Annotated in this window: 14 protein-coding genes and 1 tRNA gene; 13 read left to right on the top strand and 2 right to left on the bottom strand. The window is 59.6% G+C overall.

The features are described from left to right. Window positions 1–19 precede the first annotated feature (19 nt). The 10 genes from aspS (at window position 20) to ACW4YW_RS05040 (ending at window position 7053) form a co-directional block, all read left to right on the top strand. Window positions 20–1807, top strand: a complete 1788-nt coding sequence (aspS, locus tag ACW4YW_RS05085; protein ID WP_457136573.1) for an aspartate--tRNA ligase — start codon at window positions 20–22, stop codon at window positions 1805–1807. A gap of 54 nt (window positions 1808–1861) precedes the next feature. Then, window positions 1862–2077 (top strand): addiction module protein, encoded by a 216-nt coding sequence (locus ACW4YW_RS05080; RefSeq protein ID WP_457136572.1) that lies wholly within the window; start codon window positions 1862–1864, stop codon window positions 2075–2077. Next, a complete protein-coding gene (locus tag ACW4YW_RS05075; RefSeq protein ID WP_457136571.1) occupies window positions 2078–2383 on the top strand; it encodes a type II toxin-antitoxin system RelE/ParE family toxin in 306 nt (101 codons plus the stop codon). A gap of 14 nt (window positions 2384–2397) precedes the next feature. Beyond that, window positions 2398–2925, top strand: coding sequence for an adenine phosphoribosyltransferase (locus tag ACW4YW_RS05070; RefSeq protein WP_457136570.1), 528 nt, complete (start codon window positions 2398–2400; stop codon window positions 2923–2925). After that, a complete protein-coding gene (gene nudB / locus ACW4YW_RS05065) occupies window positions 2925–3404 on the top strand; it encodes a dihydroneopterin triphosphate diphosphatase (RefSeq protein ID WP_457136569.1) in 480 nt (159 codons plus the stop codon). Before ACW4YW_RS05070 ends, nudB begins: the two co-directional genes overlap by 1 nt. Window positions 3405–3414: 10 nt before the next feature. After that, a complete protein-coding gene (gene nadA / locus ACW4YW_RS05060; protein WP_457136568.1) occupies window positions 3415–4548 on the top strand; it encodes a quinolinate synthase NadA in 1134 nt (377 codons plus the stop codon). Between the two features lie 13 nt (window positions 4549–4561). After that, window positions 4562–5317: an endonuclease/exonuclease/phosphatase family protein gene (locus tag ACW4YW_RS05055; RefSeq protein ID WP_457136567.1), complete on the top strand. Its 756-nt coding sequence runs from the start codon at window positions 4562–4564 to the stop codon at window positions 5315–5317. Continuing rightward, window positions 5317–6468 (top strand): cardiolipin synthase ClsB, encoded by a 1152-nt coding sequence (gene clsB / locus ACW4YW_RS05050; RefSeq protein ID WP_457136976.1) that lies wholly within the window; start codon window positions 5317–5319, stop codon window positions 6466–6468. Before ACW4YW_RS05055 ends, clsB begins: the two co-directional genes overlap by 1 nt. After that, window positions 6468–6905 carry a DUF2721 domain-containing protein gene (locus ACW4YW_RS05045; RefSeq protein WP_457136566.1) on the top strand — a complete coding sequence of 146 codons (438 nt, stop codon included), beginning with the start codon at window positions 6468–6470 and terminating at the stop codon, window positions 6903–6905. Before clsB ends, ACW4YW_RS05045 begins: the two co-directional genes overlap by 1 nt. A 72-nt stretch (window positions 6906–6977) precedes the next feature. After that, a tRNA-Thr gene (locus ACW4YW_RS05040) sits at window positions 6978–7053 on the top strand. Window positions 7054–7122: 69 nt separating this feature from the next. On the opposite strand, the gene katE is transcribed toward ACW4YW_RS05040, so the two are convergent. Together katE and ACW4YW_RS05030 are read right to left on the bottom strand one after the other, a co-directional pair. After that, entirely contained in the window at window positions 7123–9255 is a 2133-nt protein-coding gene (gene katE, locus ACW4YW_RS05035) for a catalase HPII (protein ID WP_457136565.1), read from the bottom strand. Between the two features lie 241 nt (window positions 9256–9496). Continuing rightward, entirely contained in the window at window positions 9497–11797 is a 2301-nt protein-coding gene (locus ACW4YW_RS05030) for a putative bifunctional diguanylate cyclase/phosphodiesterase (protein WP_457136564.1), read from the bottom strand. Window positions 11798–12092: 295 nt separating this feature from the next. Between ACW4YW_RS05030 and ACW4YW_RS05025 the strand changes: the two genes are divergently transcribed. From ACW4YW_RS05025 to ACW4YW_RS05015, 3 genes are all read left to right on the top strand, one after another. Continuing rightward, complete coding sequence (locus tag ACW4YW_RS05025; RefSeq protein ID WP_457136563.1) at window positions 12093–12872, top strand: alpha/beta hydrolase; 780 nt, start codon at window positions 12093–12095, stop codon at window positions 12870–12872. Between the two features lie 255 nt (window positions 12873–13127). Further along, window positions 13128–15209, top strand: coding sequence for a putative bifunctional diguanylate cyclase/phosphodiesterase (locus ACW4YW_RS05020; protein ID WP_457136562.1), 2082 nt, complete (start codon window positions 13128–13130; stop codon window positions 15207–15209). A 67-nt stretch (window positions 15210–15276) separates the two neighbouring features. Continuing rightward, window positions 15277–15651, top strand: a complete 375-nt coding sequence (locus ACW4YW_RS05015) for a hypothetical protein (RefSeq protein WP_457136561.1) — start codon at window positions 15277–15279, stop codon at window positions 15649–15651. Window positions 15652–15653: the final 2 nt, after the last annotated feature.

Below are 15653 nucleotides of genomic sequence, written 5' to 3'. Positions count from 1 at the left end.
AGCCTACAAGAAAACCGTTATGCGTACTCATTACTGCGGTCACCTGAACCGTGAACACATTGGCCAGACCGTCACCCTCTGTGGCTGGGCACACCGCCGCCGCGACCATGGCGGCGTGATCTTCATCGATTTGCGCGACCGCGAAGGCATGGCGCAAATCGTCATTGATCCGGATACGCCGGAGGCTTTCAAGCTGGCCGAGAGCGTGCGTAATGAGTTCGTGCTCAAGGTGGTGTGCAAGGTGCGCGCCCGTCCCGAAGGCACCGTCAACCTCAACATCCCGACCGGCGAAGTGGAGATGCTGGCGAGCGAGATCGAGATTCTCAATCCTTCGCTGACGCCGCCGTTCATGCTTGACGACGACAACCTGTCCGAGATGGTGCGCCTGGAGCATCGATACATCGACCTGCGCCGCCCCGCGATGCAGAAGAACCTGATGCTGCGCTACCGCGTCGCCAAGGTGTTGCGCGACCAGCTCGACAGCCAGGGCTTCATCGAGGTCGAGACGCCGATGCTGACCCGCTCCACACCGGAAGGCGCGCGCGACTACCTCGTGCCTTCGCGCGTGCACCATGGCCAGTTCTTCGCCTTGCCGCAATCGCCGCAATTGTTCAAGCAGTTGCTCATGGTGTCCGGCTTCGACCGCTACTTCCAGATCACCAAGTGCTTCCGCGACGAAGATTTGCGCGCAGACCGCCAGCCGGAATTCACCCAAGTGGATATCGAGACCTCCTTCCTCAACGAAGAGGAGATCATGTTCATCGTCGAAGGCATGATCCGCACCATGTTCAAGCAGGTGCAGGATATCGACCTGCCCAACCCGTTCCCGCGCATGCCGTTCTCCGAGGCGATGAACCGCTACGGTTCCGACAAGCCGGACATGCGCGTGACGCTGGAAATCACCGAGTTGACCGACGTCATGAAAGACGTCGACTTCAAGGTGTTCGCCGGCGCGGCCAATTCCGCGGGCGGCCGCGTGGCGGCCATCCGCGTGCCTAACGGCGCCGCATTGTCCCGCAGCGAGATCGACGCCTACACCGAATTCGTCAAGATATACGGCGCCAAGGGCCTGGCCTACATCAAGATCAACGATGCGAGCAAACTGAACGAGGAAGGCCTGCAAAGCCCCATCGTCAAGAACATCCACGAAACCGCGCTCAAGGCCATCATCGAGCGCACCGGCGCGCAAAGCGGCGATATCGTCTTCTTCGGCGCCGACAAGGCCAAGATCGTCAACGAGGCGTTGGGCGCGTTGCGCACCAAGGTCGGCCACGAAAAGGGCCACGTCGACGGCCGCGCCTGGGCGCCGTTGTGGGTGGTGGATTTCCCCATGTTCGAGCACGACGAGGAAAACGACCGCTGGGTCGCCCTGCACCACCCGTTCACCAGCCCCAAGGACGGCCACGAGGACCTGCTGACCAGTAACCCCGGCGCTGCCTTGTCCAAGGCTTACGACATGGTGCTGAACGGTTGGGAAGTCGGCGGCGGTTCCGTGCGTATCCATAAGCAGGAAGTGCAGTCCAAGGTATTCGACGCGCTCAAGATCAGCAAGGAAGAAGCCCAGGAGAAATTCGGCTTCCTGCTCGACGCGTTGCAATACGGCGCGCCACCGCACGGCGGCCTCGCCTTCGGCCTCGACCGCCTGGTGACCTTGATGGCGGGCGCGGAATCCATCCGCGACGTGATCGCCTTCCCCAAGACCCAGCGCGCGCAGTGCTTGATGACCAAGGCGCCGAACGAGGTGGATGAAAAACAACTGCGCGAGCTGCATATTCGCGTCAGGCAACAAAACATCACGGCTGGCTGACCGTCTTTCCACAGGGTTTTGTAGCGTGGGTAACTAAGTAAAGGAGCACTCTGTATGGATACTGCGACTAAAGCCATTGTTGAGCAAGCTGCTCAGCTTTCCGTCAATGAAAAAATCGAGTTGATTGATGCTTTGCTGGCGACTGTAGATAAGCCTGATGCTGAAATTGATGCCTTGTGGGCATCAGAAGCAGAAAATCGTTTGGCTGCATATCAAAACGGTGAATTGCAGGCGTTGGATTTGCACCAGGTATTGGCCAAATACCGTTAAATGCAGATCAGGTTTTTACAGCCTGCTCAGTATGAGTTGGATGAGGCTATCGCTTATTACAACGCCCAAGCGCCCAATTTGGGGCAAGGTTTTTTGGTGGAAGTGTTGGCAGGGTTGAATCGAGTTTGCCAGCATCCTGATGCTTGGCATGCTGTATCTGATAAAACAAGACGATGCCAATTAAGGCGTTTTCCTTATGGTGTCATCTATACAAGAGTCGACGATGTAATTTTGGTTGTTGCAATAGGGCATTTACATAGAAAGCCGGAATATTGGCAAACCTTGAAAACAAGGTTCGAGAAGTAACCTGGAAGAGATTAATGACCATCAAGTCGCTCATCCGCACCATCCCCGACTATCCCAAGCCTGGCGTCCAGTTCCGCGACATCACCACGCTACTCAAGGATGCCGACGGCTTGCGGCAGGTGGTGGATGCATTGGTTGAACGCTATGCGGGTACCAAGGTCGATAAGGTAGTAGGCATCGAGTCGCGCGGCTTCATTGTCGGCGCGGCGGTGGCATACGAGCTCGGCGTCGGCTTCGTGCCGGTGCGCAAGAAGGGCAAGCTGCCTAGCGACGTACTGGGGCATGATTATGCCTTGGAATATGGCACCGACCGCGTGGAAATCCACAGCGATGCCATCGGGCCGAATGAAAACGTATTGTTGCTGGATGACCTGATTGCGACCGGCGGCACTGCTGAAGCGGCGGCCGTGCTAATCGGGAAGCTCGGCGGCCATGTGCTGGAATGTGCGTTCATCATCGGCCTGCCCGACCTGGGCGGCGAACGGAAATTGCGCGCATTGGGCTACAAGACGTTCAGCTTGTGCGAGTTCGAGGGCGGTTAGTGAATAGCCAGCCACCGGTATACAAGACGCCGGTTTCAGCCTTGGTGCTGGTGCATACTCGGGATTTGCAAGTGCTCATCATGGAGCGTGCGGACAAGGCCGGTTTCTGGCAGTCCGTGACCGGCAGCCTGGAAAGATTGCCGAACGGCGAGCTGGAGCAGCCGGTCGATGCGGCAATTCGCGAGGTAAGGGAAGAGACCGGCCTCGATGCGGCGGATTACAAGCTGCTGGACTGGCACTGTTCGCACGTGTACGAAATCTACCCGCACTGGCGCTTCCGCTATGCGCCTGGCGTGACGGAAAATACCGAACATATATTCGGCTTGGAATTACCTGAGCCTGTCGCTGTCCAACTCGCTCCCCGCGAACATGTGGCTTACGAGTGGGTGGACTGGCGCGAGGCGGCAAAACGTGTATTCTCATGGACAAATGTCGAGGCCCTGCGCAAGCTGGGTGAACGTAACAACTTAACATTGTGAATTAGCAGCCATGCAAGCAACTCTAGAGACAACAGAAAGACCAGCGGTGATCGCCGAGCCGATCAAGTTCGAGCGTTTTCAGGCGACGCAGGAGGCCGAGCTGCAGGCGCGCATCATCGCCGCCAAGAAAAAGCTCGGCAACCGGCTGGTGATCCTGGGGCACCACTACCAGCAGGAAAGCGTGTACCGCCATGCCGATTACACCGGCGATTCGCTCAAGCTCTCTCGCTTCGCTGGCGAGACGGATGCCGAGTACATCGTGTTCCTCGGCGTGCACTTCATGGCCGAGGTTGCGGACATCCTGTCGCGCCCCGAGCAGATTTCCATCCTGCCCGACCTTTCCGCTGGCTGCTCCATGGCGGACATGGCCAACCTGGCCAAGGTCGAGCGCTCGCGCCGCGAACTGTCCAAGGTGCTGGATTTCGACGCCACCATCACGCCGATCACCTACATCAATTCCGCCGCCGACCTCAAGGCGTTCTGCGGTGAGCATGGCGGCATCGTCTGCACCTCGACCAACGCCACCAAGATCATCGAGTGGGGCTTCAGGCAGCGCGAGAAAGTACTGTTCTTCCCCGATCAGAACCTGGGCCGCTGGTCCGGGTACAAGATGGGCATCCCGCTGGAGCAGATGCCGGTGTGGGACCCAGACCTTCCGATGGGCGGCCTGACGGAAGAGCAGATCAAGAATGCCAAGATCCTGCTGTGGAAGGGCCATTGCGCGGTGCACCAGATGTTCCGCGAACAGAACATCACGCGCTTCCGCGCCGAGCATCCCGACGGCATCGTGATCTCGCACCCGGAATCGCCGTTCGAGGTATGCCTCAATTCCGATTACGTCGGTTCCACCGAGTACATCCTCAAGACCGTCAGCGACGCGCCTGCCGGCACGCGTTGGCTGGTGGGCACCGAGCTCAACCTGGTGAACCGCCTGGCCGAGCAGATGAAGCCGCAGGGCAAGATCGTCCAGTTCATGTCGCACGTGATCTGCGAGTGCTCCACCATGGCGCGCATCGACCCGCAGCACCTGGCATGGACACTGGAAAACCTGGCGGAAGGCAACGTGGTCAACCGCATCAAGGTGCCGGAACACGAGGCCGAGCTGGCCCGCCTGACCCTGCAACGCATGCTGGACGCATCCTGATGAAAGGTTGAGGTTGCAGAGCATCATCCGGATTGCCACCTTCAACATCCACAAGGGCGTGACCAGTTTCAACGCCCGTTTTGCGCTGCACGAGCAACGCGAACTGATCCGCAAGCTGCAGGCGGATATCGTCTTCCTGCAGGAAGTACGCGACCAGCATATCAAGCATAGCCGCCGCTTCAGCGCCTGGCCGCTGGACGGGCAGGTGGAGTTCCTTGCCGATGCGGTCTGGAGCGACTATGCTTACGGCAAGAACTCGGTCTATCCAGCCGGGCATCACGGCAACGCCTTGCTGTCCAAATATCCCATCGTCAAATACGAGAATACCGATATCTCGGCGCACCACAGCGAGCAGCGCGGCCTGCTGCATTGCGAGATCGCCGTGCCGGGCTGGCATCAGCCATTGCACTGCATCTGCGTGCACCTGGGGTTGTTCGCGGGCTGGCGCCGCAAGCAGATCGCCGTCCTGCGCGACCGTATTGCCGAGATGGTGCCGGAGGATGCGCCGCTGGTGATCGCCGGCGATTTCAACGATTGGAGCATGAGCGCAGGGCGCGAGCTGGTGCACGGCCTGCACCTGCACGAAGTGTTCGAACATCACGGCGGCGGTAAGCCTGCGCGCAGTTTTCCGTCTTTTCTGCCGCTGTTCAGGCTGGACCGCATCTATGTGCGCGGCTTCCATGTGCGGCATGTCGAGGTCCATGCTGGGCCGCAGTTCGTGAAGGTGTCCGACCATGCGGCACTGACGGCCGTGCTGTCGAGGATATGATGCGCTGGGAGTCCGGCAACCGCATCACCTTGCTCAGGAGCGGCACCGAGTTCTTCCCCGCATTGGCGGCTTCCATCGAGGCCGCGCAGCGCGAAATCTACATCCAGACCTATATCTACGAGCTGGACGCCACCGGCACCATGATAGGTGAAAAGCTCAAGGCCGCCGCTGCGCGCGGCGTGGTGGTCAATCTTTTGCTCGACGGTTTCGGCAGCCGCAAGCTGCCGCCGGAATATGTGCTGGAGATGGAAGCCTTCGGCATCAAGGTCATGTTCTACCGGCCGAAAATTTCCGCATGGTCGTTCAAGCGCAACCGCTTGCGGCGCCTGCACCGCAAGGTGTCGGTGTTTGACGGTCAGCACGCCTACGTCGGCGGCATCAATATCATCGACGACATGAACGTGCCGAGCAACCTCGACGCGCCTCGCGTCGATTACGCCGTTCGCGTCGACGGGCCCTTGGTATTTGGCATCCATGCCAGCGTGCGCAACCTATGGCGGCGCCTGGCCTGGATGCACTTACGGGAAGTCGCGGCCTACCCCAGCCTGCCGGCGCCGGCGTTCATCAACAACGGCATGCGTGCCGCCTTTGTCGTGCGCGATAACGTGCTGCACCGCCGCGATATCGAGCGCGCCTATCTCAAGGCCATCGGCAAGGCGCGGGTGGACGTCATCATCGCCAGCGCCTATTTCGTGCCGGGCAAGAAATTCCGCCAGGCATTGATTGAAGCCGCCAAGCGCGGCGTGCGCGTGCGCCTGCTGTTGCAGGGGCGCATGGAGTACTGGCTCATGTTTGCCACTCACGAGGTCTACGGCCTGCTGCTGCGCCACGGCATCGAGATCTACGAGTACCGGGCGAGCTTCATGCACAGCAAGGTGGCGGTGATCGACAGCCGCTGGGCCACCGTGGGTTCTTCCAACCTCGACCCGTTCAGCCTGTTGCTGGCGCGTGAAGCCAATATCCTGGTGCAGGATAAACGCTTCAATGCCGAGCTCAAGGCCGACCTGGAAAAGGCGATTGTGGAAAAGTCCGTCAAGGTGCGCCCCGAGGACTGGTCGCGCCGGCATGTGTTCAAGCGCGTATTCTCTTGGGTGGTGTATGTCGTCGTGCGGCTCATGATCGGTTTGGTTGGGTCCAAGGAGAAACATTGATGTTGCCAGTGCCTGATGTACTGAATGTCGCCAACGTCGCCAACGTGATCCAGCTGGCGGTGGCGCCCGCTTTCCTGCTCACCGGGAGCGGCGCCATGCTGGGCGTGATGGCGGGCCGCCTGGCCCGCGTCGTCGACCGCTTCCGCGAATTGCACGAATCCGGCGGCTGGAGCCATGAACAGAAATCGGTGGAAATGAACATGCTGCTCAAGCGCTCGCGCTGGATACACCGCGCCATTATCCTGACCTCGTTGGCAGCATTGCTCGTCTGCGTGGTGATCGCCACCTTGTTCGCCGCGGTGGAAGTGGGCTGGAACCCGTCGCGCATCGTTTCGCTGCTGTTCATCTGCGCCATGGGCTCATTGGTGGCGGGGCTGCTCTGCTTCTTGCGCGAGATCGCGCTTTCCACCGACATCATAGAAGAGTTCCGCGGCTAGCTGGGTTTATTGCGCGGATTTTGCGCGGCGGTTTTTAACTACTCGCCAGTTTGCGATAAAATGCGCAATGGAGCCGGTGTAGCTCAGTCGGTAGAGCAGCTCATTCGTAATGAGAAGGTCGGGGGTTCGATTCCTCTCACCGGCACCACATTGATTTAAAGGCCTCTCTAAGGAGAGGCCTTTTTTATGGCGGGCTTAATATCGTCAATTAATTTGCCTACGCTGGGATGCTGCCCACCTTTCCTTCCCTTGCCCATACGCGATGGGCGAGCAAGGCATCGGCGAAACGGTCCCGTACCGCATTGAAGTCCTTGGCCTGCAACAGGCCTTCGTCCTCGTCCAGGTTGAGCGCTTCCGTCAAGCTGGCGCCATCCCCTGTCAGCACAACCGGCTTCAAGTGCTTGAATGCCTCGAGGAGGTAGTGCACCGCTTCGCCGTTGTTCAACAATGCCGAGCTGTCTCGAATATCCGGCACCACTACCGCGTCATATAGAATCGAAGGCTCTCCCTTGATCGACCCGTCCACCTCGATGGACTTGCCGTCGCTAGTTTTGATTGGCGCAGAGGACGGCCCGAGAAATTGCAGCGTGATGTTGTGCTTTTTCGTCCAGTCGACGATTGGCTGGACCGCTTTGCTCGAAACGCCGTCGAATACCAGGGAGGCGATTTTCTTGCCTTGCAGGTCGTCGGGCGTCCGTTTCGATTGGCTCAGCGCCGGGGATTGCTTCAATTTGAATTCAGGCACTTTGATGCTCGGCCCTTTAGGCGGGGGAATGCCCAGCTTCTGGGCCACGGTGCCTGCCAGGTCCAGGTCGATATTGGACAGGATCTCGTTGACGACTCTCTCCCGGATGTATTTCCTCTTCACCTTGCCAAGCTCGAAGCTGTAAGACTCTGCAACGTGTTGTTGCTCGGTGGCGCTCAAGCTCTTGTAGAAAAGCCTGGGCTGGGAGAAATGGTCTTTGAACGACTCCGACCTTTCCCTGACCTTATGCGCATCCACGCGCTCGTAATAGCTTTCGAAACCTCCATCCTTCGCCGCTGGCGGCGTCTCTAGCGGCCATCCTCCGTCGATCGAGTTCGGCTCGTAGGAGGCCTGGCCCTTGTGGATGGTCGTCCTGTGCAATGCGTCGCGCTGGTTGTTGTGGAAAGGGCATACCGGCTTGTTGATGGGGATTTCATGAAAGTTGGGCCCGCCCAGCCTGCTCAATTGCGTATCGGTATAAGAGAAAACCCGGCCTTGCAGCAGCGGGTCGTTGCTGAAATCCAAGCCCGGAACGATATGGGCGGGACAAAAAGCGACTTGTTCCGTTTCGGCAAAGAAATTATCCGGATTGCGGTTCAATACCAGCTTGCCCAATGGAGTGATTGGCACCAGTTCCTCGGGGATGATCTTGGTGGGGTCGAGGATATCGAAGTCGAAGCTGTGCTCGTCTTTCTCATCGACGATCTGCACGCCGAATTCCCACTCGGGGTAATTGCCGAGCTCGATGGCTTCGTTCAAGTCGCGGCGATGAAAGTCCGGGTCCTTGCCCGAGATCTTTTGCGCCTCGTCCCATACTAGCGACAGCACGCCTTGCTTAGGGGTCCAGATGAACTTGACGAACTTTGAAACGCCTTCGGCATTGATGAACCTGAAGGTGTGGACGCCGAACCCCTGCATGGTGCGCAGGCTTTTGGGGATGGCGCGGTCGGACATGGCCCAGATCACCGCATGCGCCGATTCCGGCTGTAATGAAACGAAATCCCAGAAGGTGTCGTGGGCAGTGGCGCCTGTCGGGATTTCGTTATGCGGTTCGGGCTTGACCGCATGGACGAAGTCGGGAAACTTGATGGCATCCTGTATGAAAAACACCGGGATGTTGTTTCCTACCAGGTCGAAGTTGCCTTCGTCCGTATAAAACTTCAGGGCGAAACCGCGCACGTCCCGCACGGTATCGGCAGAGCCCCTAGGGCCTTGAACCGTGGAAAACCGCACGAAGACGGGAGTCTGCTTGCCCTTTTCGCTCAGGAACCCCGCCTTGGTCAGTGCGGAGTGGTCGGCATAGGATTCGAAATAACCATGGGCGCCGACCCCGCGCGCATGGACGATTCTTTCCGGGATGCGCTCATGGTCGAAATGGGTGATCTTTTCCCTGAGGATGAAGTCCTCGAGCAATGAAGGCCCGCGTGCGCCGGCCTTCAGGGAATTCTTGTTGTCCGCAATCTTGACGCCCTGGTTTGTCCTCAAGGCCTCGCCGCTCGCATCCGACTTGTATTGCTCGAGGTCGCGCGTCTTGGCATTGGTGTTTTTCTTGTCCGGGGCTGTTGCGCCCGCTAGCTGGCTTTTCTCTTTCTCCGCAGTCTTCATGACTATACCCTTATTTTATGTAGTGGCATTAGCTGTACTGTAAGGTCATATATCCAAGCGTGATGTAGGAAGATGGGAAAATGTTGTGTAGGAGAATGTAAGCAGAGGCTTGAGCATCGATGGCAACGCGCCGTGGTTCAAGGACATCGTCCTTGCATGCAAACTTGTATGAAAAACGGGATTTCCTGCCGGTATTTATCCGCACCCTCCCAGGCATCAAGCCGATGGTGAAGCGGTGGCGCTACTGCTGGTTAAGTCGCTCTACCTGCTCCGCATATTCCTCGGTGGGCATGGGGTAGCCATATAGATACCCTTGCACGGCCATGCAGCCTTCCGCGCGGACGAGGTCGAGCTGTTCGGCGGTTTCAACGACTTCCGCCACCGTGACCACGTTCAGCCGCTTGCCCAGGTCGGCAATGGCCTTGACCACGGCGGCGCAGTCGGGCCGGGTGACGGCGTCTTTCACGAAGGAGCCGTCGATCTTGATCTTGTCGAACGGGAAAATCCGCAGGTGGGCGAGGGAAGAATAGCCAGTGCCGAAATCGTCCAGCGCGATCCGCACCCCCATGTCTCGCAACTGGTGCAATTCCTCGATGCCTTCCTCGGCATGGTTGAGCAGAGCGGTTTCGGTGACCTCGAGCTCAAGGCGGCTGGGTGGCAGGCCGGAAGCGAGCAGGGCGGAGCGGATGATGTCCACGAGGAAGCCCTTGCCGATCAGGCTGGCCGAGATATTGACGGCAACGCCAACCTGCTCTTCCCAGTCGGCGGCATCGCTGCATGCATGGTTGATGACGAAATAGCTCAGGCGGCCGATCAGGCCGATCTGTTCGGCCAGCGGGATGAATTCGGAGGGAGGGATCCAGCCGCGTTGCGGGTGATACCAGCGCACCAGGGCTTCACGGGTGGTGACCTGCCCGGTCTCGATGTCGACGATGGGCTGGTAGAAGACGAACAGGTTCTCGTAATGCTCCAGCGCCAGGCGCAGGCTCAATTCCAGGTAGGTATGCTCCTGGATGCGTTGCTCCATCTCCACGGAAAACATCTTGAACGTGCATTTGCCCGCCGTCTTGGCGGCATAGAGGGCGATGTCCGCGCGCGCCAGCAACAGTTCGGCCGTGGTGCCGTGCTGCGGCGCCAGGGCAATGCCGATGGAGGCGCCGATGTTGACGTTGGCGTCGTCTTCGAGGTGGAACGGGGCGGTGATGATTTCGATGAGCGAGTCGGCCAGCGCTTTGGCCTGCCACGGGTCGTTGTGCTCCATGAGTACGGCAAACTCGTCGCCGCCGAGCCGGCCGATGGTCTTGCAGCCGCCATGGCTGGCGGTGCGCAGGCGGAGGCGGTCGGCGACCTGCTTGAGCAGGATGTCGCCGATGCGGTGGCCCTTGGAGTCGTTGACCAGCTTGAAGCCGTCCAGGTCGATGAACAGGATGCCCACGCGGCTGTCCTGCGCTTGCAGGCTGTCCGTGAGCTGCTCGTAGAAGCGGCTGCGGTTGGAAAACTTGGTGAGCGGGTCGTAGTGGGCAAGCTGCAGGATCTGGTTCTCCGCCTCGACTTCCTTGGTGATGATCGCCCAGGTCAGCATGGGGGCGATATAGCGGCCATCGTGGTCGCGCACGGCCGTGACCTGCAATTCCAGTATCTCCGGCCCCAGCCTGATGCGGGCGATATGCGGGAGGTTGGCCGGGTCGGCCAGCAGGCGGCGCTGGTATTCCGGCTGCCTGTGGAAGATGTCGATGGAGGTGCCGAGCAGGTTTTCCGCCTTGATCGGCAGCAGGTGCTCGATGCTCCTGATCAGGTTGACGGAGGTGGTATTGGCATAGTCGATGTTGAAGGTGTCGAGCTCGATGGTCATGACGGCGACAGGCATGTCGTCCAGCATGCGCAGCAGCTTGGCCTGCTCGCGCATTTGCCGGCGCAGCTCGACCTGGGCATTGATCATGCGGGCGAAGTCGCGGCTCTGGATCAGGATGATGATGACCGCGGCAACCAGCACGAGCAGTATGTTAACCGCCATGGCCTTGAGCGTCAGCACGTCGATGACGGCGAGGAAGCCGGTAAAGAATACCGCCATGATGCCAGCGACGATCAACGCAGCCGACGGCAGGTGGATCAGGCAAAACATGGTGCTGATCAGCGAAATGGCGAGGAAGAAGATCACATGGCTTTGCGTGTAGGTATCGCCGTGTGGGAACAGCATCATGGCCCAGGTGAGGAAGCCGATAGTGAGCAGGGCGGCGACCCGGTTGGTGCGCCTGGCTTCGCGCAGCGCCGTGTCTGGCGTGAGGACGACATGGCGGTTGCGCCACCAGGTGATGGTCCTGACCACGCAGATGGCGCTGAGGAAGATGGCGATACATAAGGTCATGGCGACCGGCGCCGAGTTGATGAAGCTGATGGCCAGGACCCAGCTATTGGCTATCAGGATGGAGTACAGCAGGGGAATGAAGCGGGATAGTTCCGTACACTTGGCGCAAAGCAGTTCCGGGTTGTCCCGCGGGACGGCGACGAGATTTCTAACCCGCGTAAAGGCATCTTCTAGCATGTAAGTTCTCCCTTGACTGACAATTGTCTTAATGGCGATGCCGTTCTGGTTTCTTTGGCGACCAGATTCCCCTGGCGCTTCTTGCGGCGCGCATGGGCGATTTTTATTAGTCAATATGCAATATATCAAAAATCAACGGCGCTGGAGAAGGATTCTTTAATTAGCAAGCAGGATCATAGGCAGGGGATGGCGCTGGGGATGCCCGCTCAAATGGCGCCAGCCGCCGATTCCGCCATGCATGGCCGATAACAATGCTAGTATTCAGCACCTTGATTGATGAGGCAGAGTGTCACCCATGGCGGTATTGAAGGAATCACAGAACGTCACCATCCGGAACGCGAGCGGGCTGGGGCTGGCGGCCAGGCTGGAGTTGCCCGACGGCCCGTTGTCGGGCCTCGCCATGATTGCGCCGGCATTCGGCTGCACCAAGGACATATTGATCGCCTCGAGGACCGCGCGCCGCTTGCTCCACTACGGCATAGGCTCGCTGCGGCTGGACTTTACCGGCATCGGGCAAAGCGAGGGTGATTTCTCGCTCACCAACCTGGATACCCAGGTCCAGGATTTCGTCAGCGCCGCGGAATGGCTGCGGCAGCAGGTTGCGGCGCCGGATATCTTGATCGGCCACAGCTTTGGCGGGCTGGTGGCGCTGGATGCATGCAGCCAGATCCCGGAAGCCAAGGCCTGCGTCACGATCGCCACGCCGGAGAGCCCGGCGCATGTACTGGAGATCATCGGCGCGGAAAAAACCAGGGAAATCGAGCAGGACGGCGCGACCGGGATCGAGGTGAACCGCCAGCCCTATACCTTGCGCCGGCAGTTTGCCGACAACGCCAGGCAGTTCCAAATAGGGGATACCATGCGGCGCCTCAAGGTGCCGCTCATGATCATGCATTCCCCCAGGGACGACATGGTGCCCATGCGCCACGCCTATGCGATTTTTGAAGCCGCCCCGCAGCCGAAAAGCCTGCTGGCGATAGAGGACGCAGACCATATGGTGTATGAGCGCCCGGCTGCGGAGTTCGTGGCGGATACCATCGTCTTGTGGAGCAGGCGCTACTTTGCCGCAGACTAGCCTGCCGCCAGCTTAATGGCAGATCGAAGGCATGCGCCTGGGGCAACTCCCGGTCATGCTGGCAAAATCAATCTTTTTTCTCGATACGTTGGTTGTTGGCATTTCAGTTTTGCATATTTTTCTGCTTTTTTAATTTTCATGATTGTCTAAAATGCTGTTGTGAAAAGATTTTTTGCTTATTCTGTTTTTCGGCTTCAGAACAGCTGATACGCAGCCGTAACTAGGAGTTCAGTCGTATTCTCCTGGTGTGTGTCCATGCTGCAAGAATTCTATGATGTAAACCTCGTCGCCATTTCGCTGGTGGTGGCCATCTTCGCATCCTATACCGCACTCAATCTCGCAGAACGCATCAATACCGCCAAGGGCAGGGCGGCAACATGGTGGTTACTGGGAGGCGCGGCGACGCTCGGTATCGGCATCTGGTCGATGCACTTCATCGGCATGCTGGCGTTCCGCCTGCCGATCCCGCTGGGGTATGACATGGGCATCACCGTGTTTTCCCTGGCATTGGTGATCGTCGTCTCCGGTTTTGCCTTGTACCAGGTCATCCAGCCCGTCTTGCCGCTCAAGCGCCTGCTGGTCAGCGCGGTGATCATGGGCATCGGCGTGGCGAGCATGCACTACGTAGGCATGGCCGCGATGCTCATGGAACCAGCGCCGACTTACGATCCCGGGCTGTTTGCATTGTCCGTCGCGATTGCAGTGGCGGCCTCGGCGGCGGCCATGTGGATCGCTTTCCGTCTGCGCCAGCGCGTGCCGCATCTGCTGCTGGCCCGCGCATCTGCCGCCCTGGTGATGGGCGTTGCGATTTGCGGCATGCACTACACGGGCATGGCGGCCGCGGAGTTCCCGCTGGGAAGCGTTTGCCGCGCCGCTGTGGGAAGCGGCAGCCTGGAGCACCTGACCATCATGGTGGTGATGGGCACCTCCAGCGTGCTGGTCATCGCGCTGCTCATTTCCATCCTGGATGCGCGGCTGGAATCCAAGACCGCGCAGCTGGCGAAATCGCTGGAAATTGCCAATCAGGAACTGCTGCACAAGACATTGCACGACAACCTGACCAGCCTGCCGAACCGCACCCTGCTGGAAGACCGCGTGAGCCAGGCATTGCACAAGGCGAGGCGGGAGCACAACAGTTTCGCCCTGATGTTCATCGACGTGGACGGCTTCAAGACCGTTAACGACTCGCTCGGGCACCACGTCGGCGACAGCCTGCTGATCGAAGCCGCGGCGCGGCTGCGCAAATTGCTGCGTGCGCAGGATACCGTGGCGCGGGTCGGCGGAGACGAGTTCGTGGTGCTGCTGGAGAAGGCCACGCCAGAGGATGCGGCGGTCGTCGCCGGCAAGATCGTGCTGGCGTTCCGCCAGCCGTTCACCAGCGGCGGGAGGACGTTGCGCGTGACGGCCAGCATCGGCATCGCCATTTCACCGGACAACGGGCAGACCTACCGCGAGCTCGCCATCAATGCCGATACGGCGATGTACCATACCAAGCGTTCCGGGCGGAACGGCTACCATTTTTTCGAGGCTTCGATGCATATCGATACGCAGGGCCGCCTCGACATGATGCTGGACCTGGGCATGGCGCTGGACAAGCAGCAATTCGCCCTAGTCTACCAGCCCAAGTTCGATGCCGGCCGCGAGCATATCGTCGGGGCCGAGGCCTTGCTGCGGTGGCACCACCCCAAGCTGGGAACCGTGCCGCCGGACAAGTTCATCTCGTTGGCGGAAAAGACCGGGCTGATCGTCCCGATCGGCGAGTGGGTGCTGAACGAGGCATGCAGGCAGATGCGGGCCTGGCACGACATGGGCTACCGGCACTGGCACGTCGCGGTCAACCTTTCCGCCGTGCAGTTCAGCCACGACAGGCTGCTGGAGGTGGTCAAGTCCACGCTGGCGCGCTGGAGCTTGCCCGCCCACTGCCTGACGCTGGAAATCACCGAGTCAACGGCCATGCACAACGTCAAGGCGACACTGGATATCCTGCATGCGCTGGCGCGGCTGGGGGTGAAGATATCGATCGACGATTTCGGCACGGGCTATTCCAGCCTGCTGTACCTCAAGCGCTTGCCCGCCGACGAGCTGAAGATAGACCGTGGCTTCATCAGCAACCTCGGCAGCGGCGACGGGGTGGATGACGGCGCCATCGTATCCGCGATCATTGCCCTCGGGCATACCTTGAACTTCAGGGTGGTGGCGGAAGGGGTGGAGACGGATGCGCAGAAAGCCTTTCTGCAAGGCCTGGGCTGCGACGAGCTGCAGGGCTACGGCCTGAGCAGGCCCATCACTGCCGCGCAAATGACGGAACAATATGCCACTGAGCAGCTAGCAAGCTAGGCGGACGATTGTTTATACTTAGGGTTTGAGCGCAATCGGCGCATAAACTGGATCTAGGGTTTTCATTATGTCAGTTCGTCTCGCCGGAGTTTCCGGAAAGTTTTCCCTGCTGCTGTTGCTTGGCAGCCTGTTGTCCGCGTGCGGCGGGTTCAGCGTCTGGCCGTTTGGCGGCGACGATGCCGATGTGCGCTCGCGCGGCCCTGCCGGCTCGACGGAATACCTCTGCGACAAGGGGCGCAAGTTCTACGTCAAGCTTGAGAACGCGGGCAAGGCGGCATGGCTGGTATTGCCTGACCGCGAAGTCCTGCTCAACAAGACCGAGGCCGGGCCTTACAGCAACGGCATCACCACGCTGGCGCTGGAGGGTGAGGCCGCCAAGCTCGATGACGGCTACAAGCACGAGTACAATAATTGCCAGGCCAACCTGCCTGCCAAGAAGTAGCG

The organism is Methylobacillus pratensis, assembly GCF_054072455.1.
Note: the sequence above shows the minus strand (reverse complement) of the source record. Positions and strands in the feature narration are given on the sequence as shown.

Bases quoted from the DNA above. Each gene is read 5' to 3' on its own strand.
- ACW4YW_RS05080 (WP_457136572.1), top strand. From the start codon at position 1,862: ATGGATACTGCGACTAAAGCCATTGTTGAGCAAGCTGCTCAGCTTTCC.
- nadA (WP_457136568.1), top strand. From the start codon at position 3,415: ATGCAAGCAACTCTAGAGACAACAGAAAGACCAGCGGTGATCGCCGAG.
- ACW4YW_RS05070 (WP_457136570.1), top strand. From the start codon at position 2,398: ATGACCATCAAGTCGCTCATCCGCACCATCCCCGACTATCCCAAGCCT.
- clsB (WP_457136976.1), top strand. From the start codon at position 5,317: ATGCGCTGGGAGTCCGGCAACCGCATCACCTTGCTCAGGAGCGGCACC.
- ACW4YW_RS05075 (WP_457136571.1), top strand. From the start codon at position 2,078: ATGCAGATCAGGTTTTTACAGCCTGCTCAGTATGAGTTGGATGAGGCT.
- ACW4YW_RS05030 (WP_457136564.1), bottom strand. From the start codon at position 11,797: ATGCTAGAAGATGCCTTTACGCGGGTTAGAAATCTCGTCGCCGTCCCG.
- ACW4YW_RS05015 (WP_457136561.1), top strand. From the start codon at position 15,277: ATGTCAGTTCGTCTCGCCGGAGTTTCCGGAAAGTTTTCCCTGCTGCTG.
- ACW4YW_RS05020 (WP_457136562.1), top strand. From the start codon at position 13,128: ATGCTGCAAGAATTCTATGATGTAAACCTCGTCGCCATTTCGCTGGTG.
- ACW4YW_RS05045 (WP_457136566.1), top strand. From the start codon at position 6,468: ATGTTGCCAGTGCCTGATGTACTGAATGTCGCCAACGTCGCCAACGTG.
- aspS (WP_457136573.1), top strand. From the start codon at position 20: ATGCGTACTCATTACTGCGGTCACCTGAACCGTGAACACATTGGCCAG.
- katE (WP_457136565.1), bottom strand. From the start codon at position 9,255: ATGAAGACTGCGGAGAAAGAGAAAAGCCAGCTAGCGGGCGCAACAGCC.
- ACW4YW_RS05025 (WP_457136563.1), top strand. From the start codon at position 12,093: ATGGCGGTATTGAAGGAATCACAGAACGTCACCATCCGGAACGCGAGC.